We start from the raw sequence: 16,811 nt of genomic DNA on the forward strand, positions 1-16,811 counted from the left end.
TAAACCGATACCTTCAAAATCAATACCATCAAAAAAGGCGCGCCATTGTACTGAAATTACGTGAAATAACCCACCGAATCACCAAAATATCGCCTTTCTTACCAGCAAAATATTTTCATCTTCGAATGAGCGCTATCACACGCTGGCTGTTAACCCTTACCTTGAGCTTTTTGGCATCAAACGGTTACAGCCAGGAACCAGAATCTGAGGCTCAAACCGCCGAGAGCCAAGAGTCGCAAGAATCGACCGAAACCAGTCAAGAAAAGGCGCCGGTAAAACGGGTTTCGGTCAATCGCGCAGATCAGTTCCAGAAAAATATGGAATTGTTAAACCATACCAATACGCGCGGTGAAAACCACTGGCTGTCCACCGACGATGGAGAATTCCTGGCCATCTTTCAGCCTGCACTCAAAGCCGATATTCACGGCAATGTCATTATCGTTCCCGATTCTCAGCAACACGGCACCTGGCCGCAGTGGGTGCAACCGATCAGTCAACGTCTCGCTGATTTTGGCTGGAACAATATTTCGTTCTCACTCTATTTAAAACCCGACCCACCCAAAGCTGAGAGACAGCCGCCAATCTCAGCCAACGACGATACCTCCGATAACCAAGATGATGAGTCTTCAGAAACATCATCAGAAGCATCTGACAAAGATAAATCCATGGCAATGCAAGAAAACGCCATGACTGAAAACAAGATGATGACCGATGAAAAAATGCAGATGCAGGAAAAACCAAAAGACATGGCAATGATGGCAGAAGAGTCCAACAAGCTCATGCCAAAACCCTACAACGAGCGAGTGGTGGATCAACTAAATGCATTGCTGACACTGGTTCAATCCAAGAACCGCGGCCCTATTGTCATGATTGGTATTGGTGAGGGGGCAATTTGGGCCACTCAATACGCGGATTCACTCAACCGAGAAAGCGGCAGCAATCGCGTCGCAGCTGCCGTAGTGTTGATTAACGCCCAGAATGAAACCCACTTTGCAGTCAATGAAAAAGACATGCAGACCTTAGACTTTGCCGACTATTTAAATAATCCCGTGCCAGTACTCGACATCTACATTAACAGTGGGCTGCAAAAAAGCCGCGCACAGCAGAGAAAGTCCGCAGCTGTCAGACAGGGTTTCGATCAATACTTCCAACAAACCTTACTCACTGACAGAAACTCAGCAAGTTTCGTTGCCAATCGCGTGGCCAGCTTTATCACTGCTCGGTCAGCGAGCGACCAGCCTTAACTGAGCTGACTGTTCAATTGCTGCAAACGCTCGGGCGTACCCACATCAACCCAATCCCCTTGGTGCACCACACCGCGCAAACGGTTTTGGGCAATGGCCCAATCAAACACTTCTTTTAAAGGATAGGCTGAGCGCCGACGCGGGTAATCAAACAACAATTGTGGTGTCAGTAACGCCAAGCCGCTGTAAGTATAAGTCGACTGGTGACGATCAACATCGCAAGGCCGAACGTAACCCTCAACGATTTGGAAATCACCGCCGTGGTTGTGATTCGGATTGTCCACCATCACCAAACAGCCTAAGTCGTTATCCAGAGAAAAGCTGCGCCATTGTGACAGTGGGAAATCACACCAAACATCGCCATTTACCAGCACAAACGGATCATTGCCCAGCAATTCGAGCGCGTTATCAATACCACCGGCCGTTTCTAGCGGTTCTTCTTCTTTTGAGAAAGCAATAGACAGGCCGTACTGAGAGCCATCGCCAAGGGCTTCGACAATCTGCTCCCCCAAATAGGCAACGTTAATGACAACATCATTGAAACCGGCGGCTTTAATACGTCGCAGTTGATGACCAATAAGCGTGTCATCACCGACACGAAGTAGCGGTTTCGGCGTTTTTTCAGTCAAAGGCAGCATTCGTTTGCCGAACCCTGCCGCTAAAAGCATGACTTTCATGCTACGAAATCTTATCCAATGCAATCGGCGTTGCAGAATCTGGGTCGTACCAAGTTTGGCTGCTGATCAACGGCATCAGATCGTCATTGATGAACGTGCCGAACGCCTGTGTTTCGGGGTATTTTTCACAGACCTCAATGACGTAACTTAGCACTCTGGTTAGATCGTGCAGATAAGCCGATTTGCCGTCGCGTAAAAAGAGCCGTGCGAAAATACCGAGCACTTTTATGTGCCGCTGTAGACCCACTAAATCCAACCAACGAATAAATTGCTCATCGCTGACTTCACCGATGATTCCCGCATCTTGGGCAAGATTGCGATAGCTCAGCGCCCATGTGCGCACCTGTTCTGGCTGCCAGCGCAGATAACAATCTTTGAGCAAGCTCACGACATCGTAGGTAACCGGGCCCCAAACGGCATCCTGAAAATCGATCACCGCCAAAGGCAAACCATCGCGGACAATCAAGTTGCGGCAATGGTAATCGCGATGCACCAACACCTGGGGCTGCGCCAGTGCATTCGCCACTAACACTGGGAATAGCTCATCGCGAATAGCAACCCATTTATCGAGTTCACTAAAACCGATCAATTTTGGCAAAAACCACTGCTCAAACAGCGCCATTTCTTCAATCAGCTTTTTCGGGCTGTAGCTGTCAATGGCTAGATTGTAGTCGCGGTTTTGCTGAATGCTGAGTAACGTCATCGCCGACTGAGCGTAGAGCGAATGCACGTCTTCGGGCTGGTTTTGGATGATATTGAACAGTAAATCGTCGCCAAAATCTTCGATCAATAACCAGCCTTTGTCGTTATCGATGGCAAGAATCTCGGGCGCGCTGACACCGCAGGCGTTTAGGCTGTGGCTGATGTCGGAAAAAATCGTGGTATTAGTGGTTGTCGGCGGAACGGCGGCGGCTAAAAAACTCAAATTAGCAACCTTCACTCGATGGTATTGGCGAAAACCGGCGTCGCCAGAAAGCGGAGTTATTTCTAGGTTGGACAATGCTTGCGTTGTTAAGTCGTTTAACACGCTGAGGTTAGCAACGGCATTGTGCACCCAGCGTTCGAATTCGGGACCGATATTCGGTTGCGGTTCAGTCATAGCGGTTAATCTATTGTGTTTTTCTAGACTGTAACCTGCTTACTTTGGAAAGGCACTGGTTTTGTTATTCCCAAACCTGTTTTCTAGCAATTTTTTGTCAAGTTTTAGATCCAGTTATTCAATATTTGACACTTTTGCCACTTATATCTCCACATCTCTTCTATTAGAGCCCTGCTTTCGCGTAGAATCTGCGCCTTCTTGATAACACAGTCACAGAATTACACATGCCGCTAAGACCACTTGATGACGCCGTTTTACCTCCGCGAACATTCCAGCAATGGCGGCTGACTGAACTTATCCGATCGATTAACGCACGCCGCTTTGGTCGAATGCTGTTATCGGTTGCAGGCATTGGCTTTTCCGGTGCTTTGCTCGCCGAGAATACCCCTGAATCCCAAAACCCATCGAACGCCACCGTACCCGTGGAGTTTATTGATTGGGTGGAGCGCAACGCAGCCAACGAACAGCAATATCGCTTCAGTAATGATCACTGCGTGGGCCAGTATTTTCCGCCGGTAAGTACTGCGCAAACCTCAGATATTTCAAGCGCGCCCATTGAAGCCACCGCAGATCGCTCCGAAGTTTTGGATGGCAACATTTACTCGTTAACGGGAAATGTTGAAGCTAACCAAGGCAATCAGTCGATTAACGCCGATCAGATTAGAATCAACCAAGCCACAGGCCAGGCCGATATTCAGGGCAACGTCACCTTTCGCGAACCCAGATTTCGGGTCTACGGCGACAGCGGTGAGGTCAATAATCTGAACAACACGGCGGAATTCAATGACGTAAATATTCTGCTGTACGAGACTCAAATCCGCTCCGACGCGAAACGCTTCAAACGCCACGGCGACGACAGCATCCATTTGAATCAAGCAGTTATTACCACCTGCCCGCCCGGCACAACGCCGTCTTGGTCGATTCAAGCTGAGTCGATTGATATTCGCGAAGAAAACCTGTGGGGCGTTGCGAGAAATCCGGTTTTTAAATTCAAAGGCGTACCGGTTTTTTATCTGCCGTTTATGACCTTCCCAACCAGCAACGATCGCTTGTCGGGTTTCTTATTTCCAGCCGTAAGCTTCAGTGACAACGGCGGTCTCGATGTCAGCTTACCTTACTACTTCAATTTAGCACCGAATTACGACCTAATTTTGAGTCCGCGCCACATCAATGATCGCGGCTCCATTTTAGAATCGCAATTGCGCCATCTTTCAAAACGATTTGAATCAGAGCTAAATCTGGCGTTTTTGGATGACGACCCTGGTGTCGATAACCGCGATACGGATTCACTGGTGGATGCCGGTGTTATCGAAGAAGGCGAAGACAACCCCTTCATCAATCGCGACCGCTGGTTGATCGGACTCTACCAAGATGGCGGCGCCTCGGCCGGTCACAATACGCGTTGGTTCAGCTCCATAGACTTTACCCGAGTCAGCGACCAAAACTATTTTCGTGACTTAAACAACACTGCTATTGAAGTCAGCTCAGAAACACATCTGCGCAGAAACGGTACATTGGGCTATCGATTTGATAACTGGACGACGACGATTTCTGCCACCAGTTACCAAACCTTAGTGTTTGATATTGTTGAGCCCTACCAAGAGCTGCCCAAAATCAACGTGGACGGCAGTTATCAGTTCGACAACTGGTTACTCGATGCCAAACATGAATTCGTCAGTTTTGAACACAGCGATGAATTTGATTTCCGTGATCGCAACTTGATCATCGGTGATCGCAGTCGCATTGAGTACGATTTGCAGTGGCAAAACCAAGAAGTTTGGGGCTTTTTTACACCGGGAGTGCACCTAAAGCACTTGGCGTTTGAACTCGACGACGCCAACTTATCCGACGGCGTAGAAACCTCACAAGACTACACCACCTTGCAGGGCAGCCTAGATACGGGTTTGTATTTCGAACGCGAAGGCTCCTTGTTTGGCAATAATTATCTACAAACATTCGAGCCGCGACTGTTCTACTTCTACAGTGATTTTACCGATCAGAGCGACTTATTAAGAATCACTGACGACAATCAAAGTGTCGACTTTGATACCGCCGATTTAAGCTTTGATTACAACCAGCTCTTTCGCACCACCCGCTTTACCGGTGGCGACCGCTTGGACGACGATCACCGCTTATCCGTGGGCCTCACCACTCGCTTCGTCAACGATGCCTCGGGCCAAGAAGTCTTTCGCGCCAGTATCGGTCAGATCTATTACTTTGAAGATCGACGTGTTTTCTTAACTTCGGTTAATGAAGAAATCACCCCCAGTTCTGAAATTGCCGGTGAGTTTTCTGCCGCACTTTCTAATTCCTTTACCTGGAATGCCGATTTAATTTACGACGAAGAAGAACAAGAAGTCGGTGAAGGAAGAACGAATTTCCGCTATACCGATGATCACCGTTTGATTAATGTGGGCTTTAACTTTCGCAGACGAGCCGATCGCATCGACGACTTTGGCCGCAACGTCGAAACGCACACTCGCCAGAGTGACATTTCGATGATTTTGCCAGTCACAGATAACGTCAATATCATTTTGCGCAACCTGCATGACTTTACATTCGATCGGGAACTGGACTCTTTCGGTGGCCTCGAATACAACAGTTGCTGCTACAAAGCACGATTTGTGTGGCGACGCTGGTTAGACAGTGACCTTGCCGAGGTCATTGACGAAGAAGATTTGGATTTCAAACGCGGCTTTTTCTTCGACATTCAATTTAAAGGACTCGGCAGCGGACAAGGAAAATTCCACAAATTGCTCTCTGAGGCCATTCCCGGCTTTAGCAGTCGAGAGCAACGTAATAACTGACCGTCCAGAGCAACAACGACAGATTGACACTTAGGTATACAAATTATTATGAAGCAGCTGGGTTTAATTAGATTCTTCAAGCGCGGTCAATCGCCACTGCGTAAAAGTATGGGCGCGTTAGGGTTAGCTGGGCTTTGCCTGTGCGCTCAATTGAGCAACGCAAAAACAGAAAATCTTGATCGAGTGATTGCCGTTGTTGACGAAGATGTCGTACTCGAAAGTGAGTTAAATCACCAGCTCAACCAAGTCAAAAAGCAAATTCGTCAACGCGGCGAATTGCCGCCAGAAGACGTTTTACTCAATCAAGTGTTGGAACACTTGGTGGTCAAGCGTTTGCAATTGGCGCTGGGTGCACGCATGGGCATTCAAATCACCGAAGAAGAAATCGAACGCACTCTTACCCGATTACACAGCTCAAATAATTTAACCCGTGAGCAGTTTATCGAGACGCTCTCCCAAGACGGTATCAGCGTGCCAACCATGCGCAAGCAACTGCGCGACGAAATTATGGTGCAGCGCGTACAGCAAGCGCGTGTGAATTTCCGAATTCAAATCACCGAGCAAGAAATCGATAACTTCCTGAGTTCAGAAGAAGGTAAGTTCTGGCTCTCACCTGAGTACGAGTTAGGCCACATTTTACTGTCGTTCTCCAGCAACGGCAGAGGCGAAGACCTAACCAATACACAAGCAAAAGCCGACGCGATCTATGAACAGCTGTCACAGGGTAGCGATTTTAGAAGTTTAGCCATCGCTCACTCTGGCGGCCAAAAAGCCCTTCAAGGCGGCGATTTGGGTTGGCGTCGTGGCGTTGAACTGCCAGAAATTTTTGCCAGCGAACTCAAAGACATGAAAGCCGGAGACCTGAGCAAACCCTTCAAAAGTGGTGCTGGCTTCCACATTTTGAAAGTGTATAACCGCAAAGGCGCAGAAGAGACCGTCATCGAGCAATCGAAAGTTCGCCACATTCTGCTGAAACCCTCAGAAATTCTCACCGACGACGAAGCATACGAACAGTTGTTGGAAATTCGCAATCAAGCACTGGAAGGCGAAGTCAGCTTTGAAGAACTGGCAAAAGAACATTCCGAAGACATCGGCTCCATGCTTGCCGGTGGTGATCTCGGTTGGTCATTACCCGGAAAATTTGTTCCGGAATTCGAGCAAACACTGAACAACACAGACATCGGCGCCATTAGCTTGCCATTCAGAAGTCAGTTTGGCTGGCACATCTTAAAAATTGATGACCGCCGCGATGAGAACATGACTGAAACAGTCGTGAGAAATCGCGCTGAAAATCTGTTGCGCAGTCGCCGATTCAACGAAGAGTTGGAAATTTGGTTGCAGGAATTGCGCAGCCAAGCCTACGTTGAAACTCGTATTCCTGACTTGGAACAACCCTAAGGTAATTCTGTGGCAAATCGGATTCCAGTCATTGCGGTAACACCTGGAGAGCCTGCAGGCATTGGCCCTGACGTTGTTATTAAACTGTGTCAGCAAGCCTTATCCACCCAGGTTGTTGCCATCGCAGACCCAACTTTGCTCGCCAATCGAGCAGCCAGATTGGGTTTGCCGTTGGAACTCAAGGAATACGACGCAACCATCAACCGAACCAACAACGCCCAAGAATTATTTTATGTTCCGGTTTCCTTAGCAGCGAAAGTTGAGGTTGGAAAGCTCAATCCTGCCAATGGCCGTTACATTCTCAACACCCTAGATATTGCCATCGACGGATGCATGTCTAAACGATTCGACGCGATGGTTACCGCACCCGTGCACAAAGGCGTTATTAATGACGCCGGAGTCCCGTTCAGCGGTCACACCGAATACCTCGCTGAACGTTCGAATACCGAAAAAGTGGTTATGATGTTGGCAACCGAAGGCTTAAGAGTGGCCCTCGTGACAACGCATTTGCCCTTAGCACAGGTACCCGCTGCGATTACACCTCACACACTTGAGCAGGTCATCAAAATCCTGCACAAAGATTTGCACGATCGCTTTGGTGTTGAACAACCACTGATTAAAGTCTGTGGCTTAAATCCCCACGCGGGCGAAAGCGGCCATATGGGGCGGGAAGAAATCGACGTCATTACGCCCACACTGAACCGATTGAATGCAAGCGGTTTCACTCTTGAAGGCCCGCTACCGGCCGATACTGTCTTTACGCCCAAGCATATGGCAAACGCTGATACCATTTTAGCGATGTATCACGACCAGGGTTTACCCGTACTAAAATACAAAGGTTTCCACAACGCCGTAAACATTACCTTGGGCTTGCCTTTTATACGCACTTCGGTCGATCACGGTACGGCACTCGATATTGCAGGCACTGGTGCAGCAGATCACCACAGTCTCGCCTATGCTCTAAATCAAGCGGTTTTAATGTGTAAAAATACCGTTTAAACCGCTTATTCACTCATTACTTATTGAAAGAACACCCAACTTGTCAAAGCAACAATTTCAGCACACTGCACGTAAACGCTTCGGTCAAAACTTCTTGCACGATCTCGGTATTATCTCGCGGATTGTAGCCAGCATTAATCCCCAACCTGAGGACAACCTGGTTGAAATTGGCCCAGGTAAAGGTGCAATCACCGAGCTACTTCTGGCCGAATGCCCGCGATTACACGTCGTCGAATTGGACCGAGATTTAGTGCCATTTTTGTTGGCAAGTTTTTCAACCTTCCCAGAATTTCATCTGCATCAGGCCGATGCCTTAAAGTTTGATTTCTCAGCTCTGGCATCACCAGAAAAGCCGTTGCGAGTTGTCGGCAACTTGCCTTACAACATTTCAACGCCGCTGATTTTTCACTTATTGAAACTCGGCAGCCAAATTAAAGACATGCACTTTATGCTGCAAAAAGAAGTGGTAGAACGCATGTCGGCAACGCCGGGTACTAAAGAATACGGAAAACTGAGTGTGATGACTCAGTATCATTGCCAGGTCGAGCAATTATTTAACGTGCCGCCAGAGTGCTTTGTTCCCCGACCTAAGGTAGAATCGGCAATTATTCGATTGCAACCATACAGTCGTCCTCCGCTTGAAGCTTTGAACGTCAAAACGCTTGAGCAAATCGTTAACAGCGCTTTTCAGCAACGTCGAAAAACTTTACGCAATGCACTCAAACAATGGTGCACCGACAAAGACTTAGAAACTTTGGGAATTGATTCTTCCGCTCGAGCTGAGAATATTTCAATCGAAGGTTTTGTAAAAATTGCAAACCACTGTTCAAACGGTGATTCGCCAGCACGTTAAATACTTAAACGACTGATGCTTTAAAGGCCATTGTTTCCAAAACCATCGTGTTGTTATCGCACACGATGGCGCACTGGCAAGCGTCAATGCGCAACACGCTGAATGACCCTAATTTATCGAGATTCGCTTACCCATGTCAGACATACCTATTCAAGTGAGCGTCAAAACCCACTATATTCCAGAGCAATCTGACCCAACAGATCAGCGTTTTGTCTACGCTTACACGATTACTATTCGCAATCAAAGCGCAGACCCGGCCCAATTGATCAGCCGCCACTGGTTAATTACCAATGGCGATGACTCCACACAGGAAGTCCGTGGCGAAGGTGTTGTCGGCGAACAGCCCCATCTTGCGCCAGGAGAAGAGTATACTTACACCAGCGGTGTGGTTCTGGAAACGGAATTTGGCACCATGGAAGGCAGCTATCAAATGCGAACTGCCAACGGAGATATGTTTGACGCCCCTGTTCCTGCATTCGCATTGGTCCCACCCCACGCCCTACACTAAATTTTTTTGATTGATCGTTAGTCTATGCCTACCTATGCTGTCGGCGACCTTCAAGGTTGCCTAGATCCACTCCTCTCTTTATTAAAAGAAGTTAACTTTTGCCCTGAAAAAGACAAACTTTGGCTGGTCGGTGACCTCGTCAATCGAGGCCCACAATCCCTTGAAACACTCCGCTATCTCTACAGTATTCGCCATTGCGTAACTTCGGTATTGGGGAATCACGACCTGCATTTGATTGCCATCTATTACGGCAAGAAGAAACACTCCAACAGCGACACGCTCATGGAAATCATCGAAGCTGATGACGCCCAAGAGTTGATTAACTGGATGCGCTCCATGCCATTGTTTTACTGGGACGAATCGTTCCAGTGCGGGTTGGTTCACGCCGGATTACATCCAAACTGGTCTTTGCAAGAAGCGCTTTCTTACAGCCAAGAAGTGGAAAAAGTTATCCAAAGTGATATCGCCATTGAAGAGTTCTTGAACAATATGTACGGGAACTCACCGGACCAATGGCACTCGGATCTCGGCGGGTATACACGTTTGCGAGTAATTACTAACTATTTTACGAGAATGCGTTTTTGCAATGCCAACGGTAAATTACAACTCGCCGACAAGGGCGATCCTGATCACGGACCGGAAGGCTATGAACCCTGGTTCACGCATTATTTAGCCAACCCAAACAGCGTCAAATTGATCTTTGGTCACTGGGCAGCACTGGAAGGAAAAACAGGAAGTCATAAAGTTGTTGGCCTAGACACCGGTTGTGTCTGGGGCCAAGAAATGACCATGTATCGCCTAGAGGACGGCGCAACCTTTACTTGCAGTTGCGCCAATTTAGGAAACTGAGTGTTTGTTGGTTTCGATATTTACTCCGAAGGGAAACCTTCGGGGTTGCTCGATTGCCAGCGCCAGGTGTCGGCCACCATCGCATCGATATCCAATTCGACTTCCCAACCCAGCTCTGTTTTTGCTTTTGTCGCGTCGGCATAGAATTCAGCGAGATCACCTTCGCGTCTTGGCAAAATTTTATAAGGAATGGGTTTTCCACAGGCTTGTTCGTAAGCCTTTACTACTTCCAATACGCTGATACCACGCCCAGCACCCAAATTAAAGGCATCCCAACCCGGAGAAGCTGTTAATAACTTTTTCAGCGCGGCAACGTGACCTTTGGCCAAATCCACCACGTGAATATAATCGCGAACGCCTGTTCCATCTCGGGTTGGATAATCGTCGCCAAAAACCCCTAAAAATTCGCGTTTACCGACACTCACTTGAGCGACGTAAGGCAATAAATTATTGGGGATTCCATTGGGGTCTTCACCAATCATTCCACTTGGGTGTGCACCAATGGGATTAAAATATCGAAGCAGAGAAACGCACCAGCTTGAATCCGGTTTTGCAGTTGCATCTTTTAAAATTTCTTCGACCATTAATTTGGTACGACCGTAAACATTACTCGCCGCAGTCGGTAAAGTTTCAACGTATGGAATTGGTGCTTTTTCACCGTAAACCGTTGCCGAAGAGCTAAAGACAATTTTAGTACACTGATACTCTTCCATGACTTCACACAAAGCCACGGTGCCGGCGACGTTATTGTCATAATAAGCCAGTGGTTTTTCTGCGGATTCTCCCACCGCTTTAAGACCGGCAAAATGGATCACAGCGTCGATAGAATATTTTGCGAATATTTTACTAACTTGTTGTTTATCGCGGATATCTGCTTGTTCAAATAAAACCGATTTTCCCGAAATTTGCTCCACTCGTCGCAAAGATTCCCGCTTACTGTTTGCTAGGTTATCAATAATAATTAATTCAAAACCTGCGCTTAATAACTCAATACAAGTATGACTGCCAATGTATCCAGCCCCACCTGTAACCAAAATTAATCCCATCGTTCTTTCCAATTCCTTACTGACATTTTTGTCGTATAAAAAAAATTTGGCTTGTATTTTCCTGGCGTATCATCAAATAATAACTGCAACAGGATTTTGATTACAGCCCGGTCTTTGACGACGGCATTAATATCAAGAAAAATTCCTTAAAAGTGTGACTCGCCAAAAAATTGGCTGTGAACTTTATTGAATGATAGGAATCGATTTTTTTGATATTTGGTTATGCATTGGGGGATAACCACGACGAATAATTAGCCAAAGCAACGGCGACAACATTTAATGGTACTGCGTACCTATCAATATACAATCTGTTAGCTATATTTATATTAACTAACTTAAGTATTTAGCACGCACTCGCCCTACCAGTCATTTATGACCAGTTGCCCGCCGCGCTCAATAATACGCAAGAGGATGCACTCGATGAGTATTTTCAACCACTATCAGGAGCGGTACTCCGCGACACAGCAGGAAGAACTCACGATTCAAGAGTACCTTGACCTGTGTAAATCTGATCCCAGTGTTTACGCAAGCGCCGCCGAACGAATGTTAATGGCGATCGGCGAACCCGAATTAATCGATACATCGCTCGATCCTCGCCTCAGTCGAATATTTTCTAACAAAGTTATCAAACGCTATAAAGCCTTTGCAGACTTCTACGGCATGGAGGAATGCATCGAGCAAATTGTTTCTTTTTTCAAACACGCGGCACAAGGTTTGGAAGAGAAGAAACAAATTCTCTATTTATTAGGCCCAGTTGGCGGCGGTAAATCTTCTCTAGCAGAGAAATTAAAATCTTTAATGGAACGCCAACCCATTTACTGCATTAAAGATTCTCCTGTTTTCGAATCCCCCCTAGGATTATTTGATCCCGAAGAAGACGGCGACATTCTGAGAGAAGATTACGGTATTCCTTCTCGTTATATTAAAACCATCATGTCACCTTGGGCCGTTAAACGGTTACACGAATACAAAGGTGATATCGGTAAATTCAAAGTTGTAAAAATTTACCCATCCATGCTCGATCAAGTGGCAATTTCCAAAACTGAGCCGGGCGATGAAAACAACCAAGACATTTCGTCTCTTGTCGGTAAAGTTGATATTCGTAAACTCGAAGAATATCCACAAAACGACCCTGATGCCTACAGTTTCTCTGGCGGTTTATGCCGAGCAAACCAAGGGATCATGGAATTCGTAGAAATGTTTAAAGCACCTATTAAGGTGTTACACCCACTGTTAACAGCTACCCAAGAAGGTAACTACAACAGTACCGAAGGTTTAGGTGCCATTCCTTACGATGGCGTCATTCTTGCTCACTCCAATGAAAGTGAATGGCAAACCTTTAAAACCAACAAAAATAATGAAGCGTTTATCGATCGGGTATATATCGTAAAAGTGCCTTATTGCTTGCGTGTTTCAGAAGAAATTCGCATTTACGAAAAATTACTTGAGCACTCTTCATTACAAAGCGCGCCTTGCGCCCCAGATACCTTGCACATGCTCGGCCAATTCAGTGTTTTGTCACGAATTAAATCGCCCGAAAATTCAAACATTTATTCAAAAATGCGAATTTATAACGGTGAGAATTTAAAAGACACTGATCCAAACGCAAAATCGTTGCAAGAATACAAAGACAACGCAGGTGTCGATGAAGGCATGGCCGGATTATCTACCCGGTTTGCATTCAAAATCTTATCCAAGGTTTTCAACTTTGACGCAACCGAAGTCGCGGCAAATCCCGTTCATTTACTGTATGTCCTTGAACAGCAAATAGAACAAGAGCAATTTCCACAAGAAGTCCAAGATCGCTACGTCGGCTTTATTAAAGAGTATTTAGCGCCGAAGTATGTCGACTTTATTGGAAAGGAAATTCAAACAGCTTATTTAGAATCTTACGCCGAATACGGACAAAATATTTTTGATCGCTACGTTACCTATGCCGACTTCTGGATACAAGATCAAGAATACCGAGACCCCGAAACTGGCGAAATTCTCGATCGAGCATCGCTGAACGAAGAACTGGAAAAAATCGAGAAGCCTGCTGGAATCAGCAATCCAAAAGACTTCCGAAATGAAATTGTTAACTTTGTACTTCGTGCACGCGCTAACAATAACGGTAAGAATCCTGCTTGGAACAGTTACGAAAAACTACGAACCGTTATTGAGAAGAAAATGTTCTCAAATACCGAAGATTTACTGCCAGTTATTTCGTTTAACGCTAAGGCTTCAAACGACGACAAGAAAAAGCATCAAGATTTTGTCAAACGTATGGTTGAACGTGGCTATACCGAAAAACAAGTCCGATTGCTTTCTGAATGGTATTTACGTGTAAGAAAATCACAATAGAAAAGCCAAAAGCGCTGTTCGAAATCACTGTTAGGAGTATTGATGAGTTATATTATCGACCGACGACTCAACGCCAAAAACAAATCCACAGTTAATCGGCAGCGCTTTTTGCGTCGTTACAGGCAACACATTAAAAAGGCGGTTTCCGAAGCCGTCACTCGCCGGTCTATCACCGATATGCAAACCGGCGAGCAAATCAGCATTCCCACCAAAGACATTTCCGAACCCGTATTTCACCACGGCCAAGGCGGTTACCAAGAGCGAGTGTTACCCGGTAACGATCAGTTCTCGCAAGGGGATCATATTCCCCGGCCAGAAGGCGGTGGCGAGGGTAATGGTTCTGGCGAAGGTAACGCCAGCAACCAAGGTGAAGGAATGGACGATTTCGTCTTCCAAATCACCCAGGAAGAATTCCTCGATTTTATGTTTGAGGATTTGGAACTGCCCAATCTCGTCAAACGTCAACTTGCCGGTGCCGAGGAATTCAAAACTCGCCGCGCGGGTGTTTCTAATCAAGGTTCTCCCGGTCAAATTAATATCGTTCGCTCGCTGCGTTCGGCCAACGCCCGCCGCATTGCACTGACTGGCAGCAAGCGTAAAAAATTAAAAGTCCTAGAGGAAGAATTAGAAAAACTGGAAGCGGCAGACCCCGTTGTTAAAGACAACAAGCGGATCGAATCACTGCTTCAAGAAATTGCCGCTCTAAAAGGAAGAATTCAAAAAGTTCCTTGGCTCGACGATTTCGATATCAAATACAACTTACAGGTTAAATACCCTGTGCCATCGAGCAAAGCGGTGATGTTTTGCGTCATGGACGTATCGGGCTCCATGAGCCAGGCAACGAAAGATATGGCAAAACGATTTTTTATTTTGCTGTATTTATTTTTGCAAAAAAATTACGAGCGCACCGAAGTTGTTTTTATTCGTCACCACACCAGCGCCAAAGAAGTGGAAGAAGAAGAGTTTTTCTATTCCAGAGAAACCGGCGGCACGATTGTTTCCAGCGCACTGTACCTAATGAAAGAAATTCTGGAAGATCGCTACCCAACCAGCGAGTGGAATATTTACGGAGCGCAGGCATCCGACGGTGACAACTGGAACGATGACTCCACCACTTGTTCAAAATTACTCACACAAGAAATATTACCGAAACTGCAATACTACTCCTACATAGAAATCACGCCGCGGCAACACCAGGCATTATGGGAAGAATACGAAAGCGTCGCAGACGAGTTCCCCGATCAATTTGCGATGCAACAAATCGTTGATCCCAGTGATATTTATCCCGTGTTTAGAGAACTATTTCAGAAGAAAAGCGCATGACAGCACAACAGCCCATTTCAACTTCCTCCGAATGGACCTTTGAGTTGGTGGAAGAATACGACCGAGAAATTTCGGCACTTGCCAAAGAATTCGGCCTAGATACCTATCCTAATCAGATAGAAATTATCAGTTCTGAACAAATGATGGATGCCTACTCTTCGGTGGGCATGCCGATCGGTTACAGTCATTGGTCGTACGGAAAACAATTCCTCAATACTGAGCGATCATATCGCCGTGGCCACATGGGATTGGCTTACGAAATCGTCATTAATTCCAGCCCTTGTATCGCTTATCTCATGGAAGAAAACACCATGACGATGCAAGCTCTGGTTATTGCTCACGCCTGTTACGGTCACAACTCATTTTTCAAAGGTAATTATTTATTTCGCGCGTGGACCGATGCCGAATCCATTATTGATTATTTGGTGTTTGCCAAAAATTACGTTGCCAAGTGCGAAGAGCGTTACGGCATTGATGCTGTCGAACAACTGATAGATTCCTGCCACGCATTAATGAATTATGGCGTCGATCGATATCAACGGCCCTACCCCATTTCTAACGCAGAAGAAGAATTCCGCCAAAAAGAACGCGAAGAATATTTACAGCGGCAAATCAACGACTTGTGGCGGACAATACCCAAAAGCGAAGGTGGAGAAATTGAAGAAGAAGCGATTCAGTTTCCACCTGAGCCACAAGAAAATTTACTGTACTTCTTTGAAAAAAATGCCCCATTGCTTGAGCCTTGGCAGCGAGAAATTTTAAGAATTGTTCGAAAAATTGCGCAGTACTTTTATCCGCAACGACAAACACAAGTGATGAACGAAGGCTGGGCTACCTTCTGGCACTATACCTTATTAAATACGTTGTTCGAACGCGGTAAACTTAGCGAAGGTTTTATGCTGGAGTTTTTAAAATCCCACACCAGCGTTGTCTACCAACCGCCGTACAACAGCCAGTATTTCAGCGGTATTAATCCTTATACGCTCGGTTTTAGCATGTTCTGCGATATCAAAAGAATTTGCCAAGAACCAACGGCTGAAGACAGAGAATGGTTTCCAGATATCGCGGGCTCAGACTGGATAAAAACTCTCGACTTTGCAATGCGCAACTTCAAGGATGAGAGCTTCATTCTTCAATACTTGTCACCCAAGGTAATGAGAGACTTAAAGCTGTTTTCCATTGTCGACGACAATCTCGAAGACGATATTATTGTAGGAGCCATCCACAATAAAGAAGGCTATCAGGCCATACGAGAATCGTTAGCGGGGCAATATAATTTAGGAAATCGCGAACCCAACATTCAGGTCACTAAAGTTAACATTCGTGGGGATCGCTCAATTACGTTGGAACACGCACGACACAATCGAGTACCTTTGGGTGAATCCACGCAAGAAGTGTTAAAACACATTCACCGCATTTGGGGATTTGATGTTCACCTTCACTCTACCGACAACGGCATTCTCTGCGAAAGTTTCCAATGCCCAGCGCCGGTAGATGACTAAAAGCTCTGTTCAATTACTCACACAGCCCGTGTGAGTATTCCAATAATAAAAAAGCTCTGAGTATTTCAGAGCTTTTTTATTGACTGCAAATATTGTCAGGGGCATTGGGCTTTATTTACACGCCACCTTATTTATAAAGTACTCCATTTACAAATCACTTTAT

General features: G+C 46.2%; 13 protein-coding genes. 10 read left to right on the forward strand and 3 right to left on the reverse strand.

Going from position 1 to position 16,811, the window contains the following annotated elements:
• Positions 1-125 precede the first annotated feature (125 nt).
• Positions 126-1,244, forward strand: a complete 1,119-nt coding sequence (locus LU361_RS04500; RefSeq protein WP_233087322.1) for a DUF3530 family protein — start codon at positions 126-128, stop codon at positions 1,242-1,244.
• On the opposite strand, the gene murU is transcribed toward LU361_RS04500, so the two are convergent.
• Together murU and LU361_RS04510 are read right to left on the reverse strand one after the other, a co-directional pair.
• A complete protein-coding gene (gene murU / locus LU361_RS04505) occupies positions 1,241-1,921 on the reverse strand; it encodes an N-acetylmuramate alpha-1-phosphate uridylyltransferase MurU (RefSeq protein WP_233087324.1) in 681 nt (226 codons plus the stop codon). The two genes, LU361_RS04500 and murU, sit on opposite strands and share 4 nt — an antisense overlap.
• Position 1,922: 1 nt before the next feature.
• Positions 1,923-3,020, reverse strand: a complete 1,098-nt coding sequence (locus LU361_RS04510) for an aminoglycoside phosphotransferase family protein (RefSeq protein ID WP_233087326.1) — start codon at positions 3,018-3,020, stop codon at positions 1,923-1,925.
• Between the two features lie 224 nt (positions 3,021-3,244).
• On the opposite strand from LU361_RS04510, the gene LU361_RS04515 reads away from it, so the two are divergent.
• From LU361_RS04515 to LU361_RS04540, 6 genes are all read left to right on the forward strand, one after another.
• Positions 3,245-5,827, forward strand: a complete 2,583-nt coding sequence (locus LU361_RS04515; protein ID WP_233087328.1) for an LPS-assembly protein LptD — start codon at positions 3,245-3,247, stop codon at positions 5,825-5,827.
• A gap of 48 nt (positions 5,828-5,875) precedes the next feature.
• Positions 5,876-7,225 carry a peptidylprolyl isomerase gene (locus tag LU361_RS04520; RefSeq protein WP_233087330.1) on the forward strand — a complete coding sequence of 450 codons (1,350 nt, stop codon included), beginning with the start codon at positions 5,876-5,878 and terminating at the stop codon, positions 7,223-7,225.
• 9 nt (positions 7,226-7,234) lie between these two features.
• The gene (gene pdxA, locus LU361_RS04525; RefSeq protein WP_233087332.1) at positions 7,235-8,224 is read left to right on the forward strand and encodes a 4-hydroxythreonine-4-phosphate dehydrogenase PdxA; all 990 of its coding nucleotides are present in this window, start codon (positions 7,235-7,237) and stop codon (positions 8,222-8,224) included.
• A 22-nt stretch (positions 8,225-8,246) separates the two neighbouring features.
• Positions 8,247-9,077, forward strand: coding sequence for a 16S rRNA (adenine(1518)-N(6)/adenine(1519)-N(6))-dimethyltransferase RsmA (gene rsmA / locus LU361_RS04530; RefSeq protein ID WP_233088201.1), 831 nt, complete (start codon positions 8,247-8,249; stop codon positions 9,075-9,077).
• 133 nt (positions 9,078-9,210) lie between these two features.
• Positions 9,211-9,585: a Co2+/Mg2+ efflux protein ApaG gene (gene apaG / locus LU361_RS04535; protein WP_233087334.1), complete on the forward strand. Its 375-nt coding sequence runs from the start codon at positions 9,211-9,213 to the stop codon at positions 9,583-9,585.
• Between the two features lie 24 nt (positions 9,586-9,609).
• Complete coding sequence (locus tag LU361_RS04540) at positions 9,610-10,434, forward strand: symmetrical bis(5'-nucleosyl)-tetraphosphatase (RefSeq protein WP_233087336.1); 825 nt, start codon at positions 9,610-9,612, stop codon at positions 10,432-10,434.
• Positions 10,435-10,454: 20 nt separating this feature from the next.
• Here the strand turns inward: LU361_RS04540 and galE are convergent, their stop codons facing one another.
• The gene (gene galE / locus LU361_RS04545; protein WP_233087338.1) at positions 10,455-11,480 is read right to left on the reverse strand and encodes a UDP-glucose 4-epimerase GalE; all 1,026 of its coding nucleotides are present in this window, start codon (positions 11,478-11,480) and stop codon (positions 10,455-10,457) included.
• 420 nt (positions 11,481-11,900) lie between these two features.
• Between galE and LU361_RS04550 the strand changes: the two genes are divergently transcribed.
• From LU361_RS04550 to LU361_RS04560, 3 genes are read left to right on the forward strand one after another with little or no spacing between them, the layout of a single operon-like run.
• Positions 11,901-13,823, forward strand: coding sequence for a PrkA family serine protein kinase (locus LU361_RS04550; protein ID WP_233087341.1), 1,923 nt, complete (start codon positions 11,901-11,903; stop codon positions 13,821-13,823).
• Positions 13,824-13,865: 42 nt separating this feature from the next.
• Positions 13,866-15,146: a YeaH/YhbH family protein gene (locus tag LU361_RS04555; protein ID WP_233087343.1), complete on the forward strand. Its 1,281-nt coding sequence runs from the start codon at positions 13,866-13,868 to the stop codon at positions 15,144-15,146.
• Positions 15,143-16,648, forward strand: a complete 1,506-nt coding sequence (locus LU361_RS04560) for a SpoVR family protein (protein ID WP_233087345.1) — start codon at positions 15,143-15,145, stop codon at positions 16,646-16,648. Before LU361_RS04555 ends, LU361_RS04560 begins: the two co-directional genes overlap by 4 nt.
• Positions 16,649-16,811 lie beyond the last annotated feature (163 nt).

Origin of the sequence: Sessilibacter corallicola, from assembly GCF_021290925.1 — a bacterium.
In the GTDB taxonomy this organism is placed as follows: Bacteria; Pseudomonadota; Gammaproteobacteria; order Pseudomonadales; family Cellvibrionaceae; genus Sessilibacter; species Sessilibacter corallicola.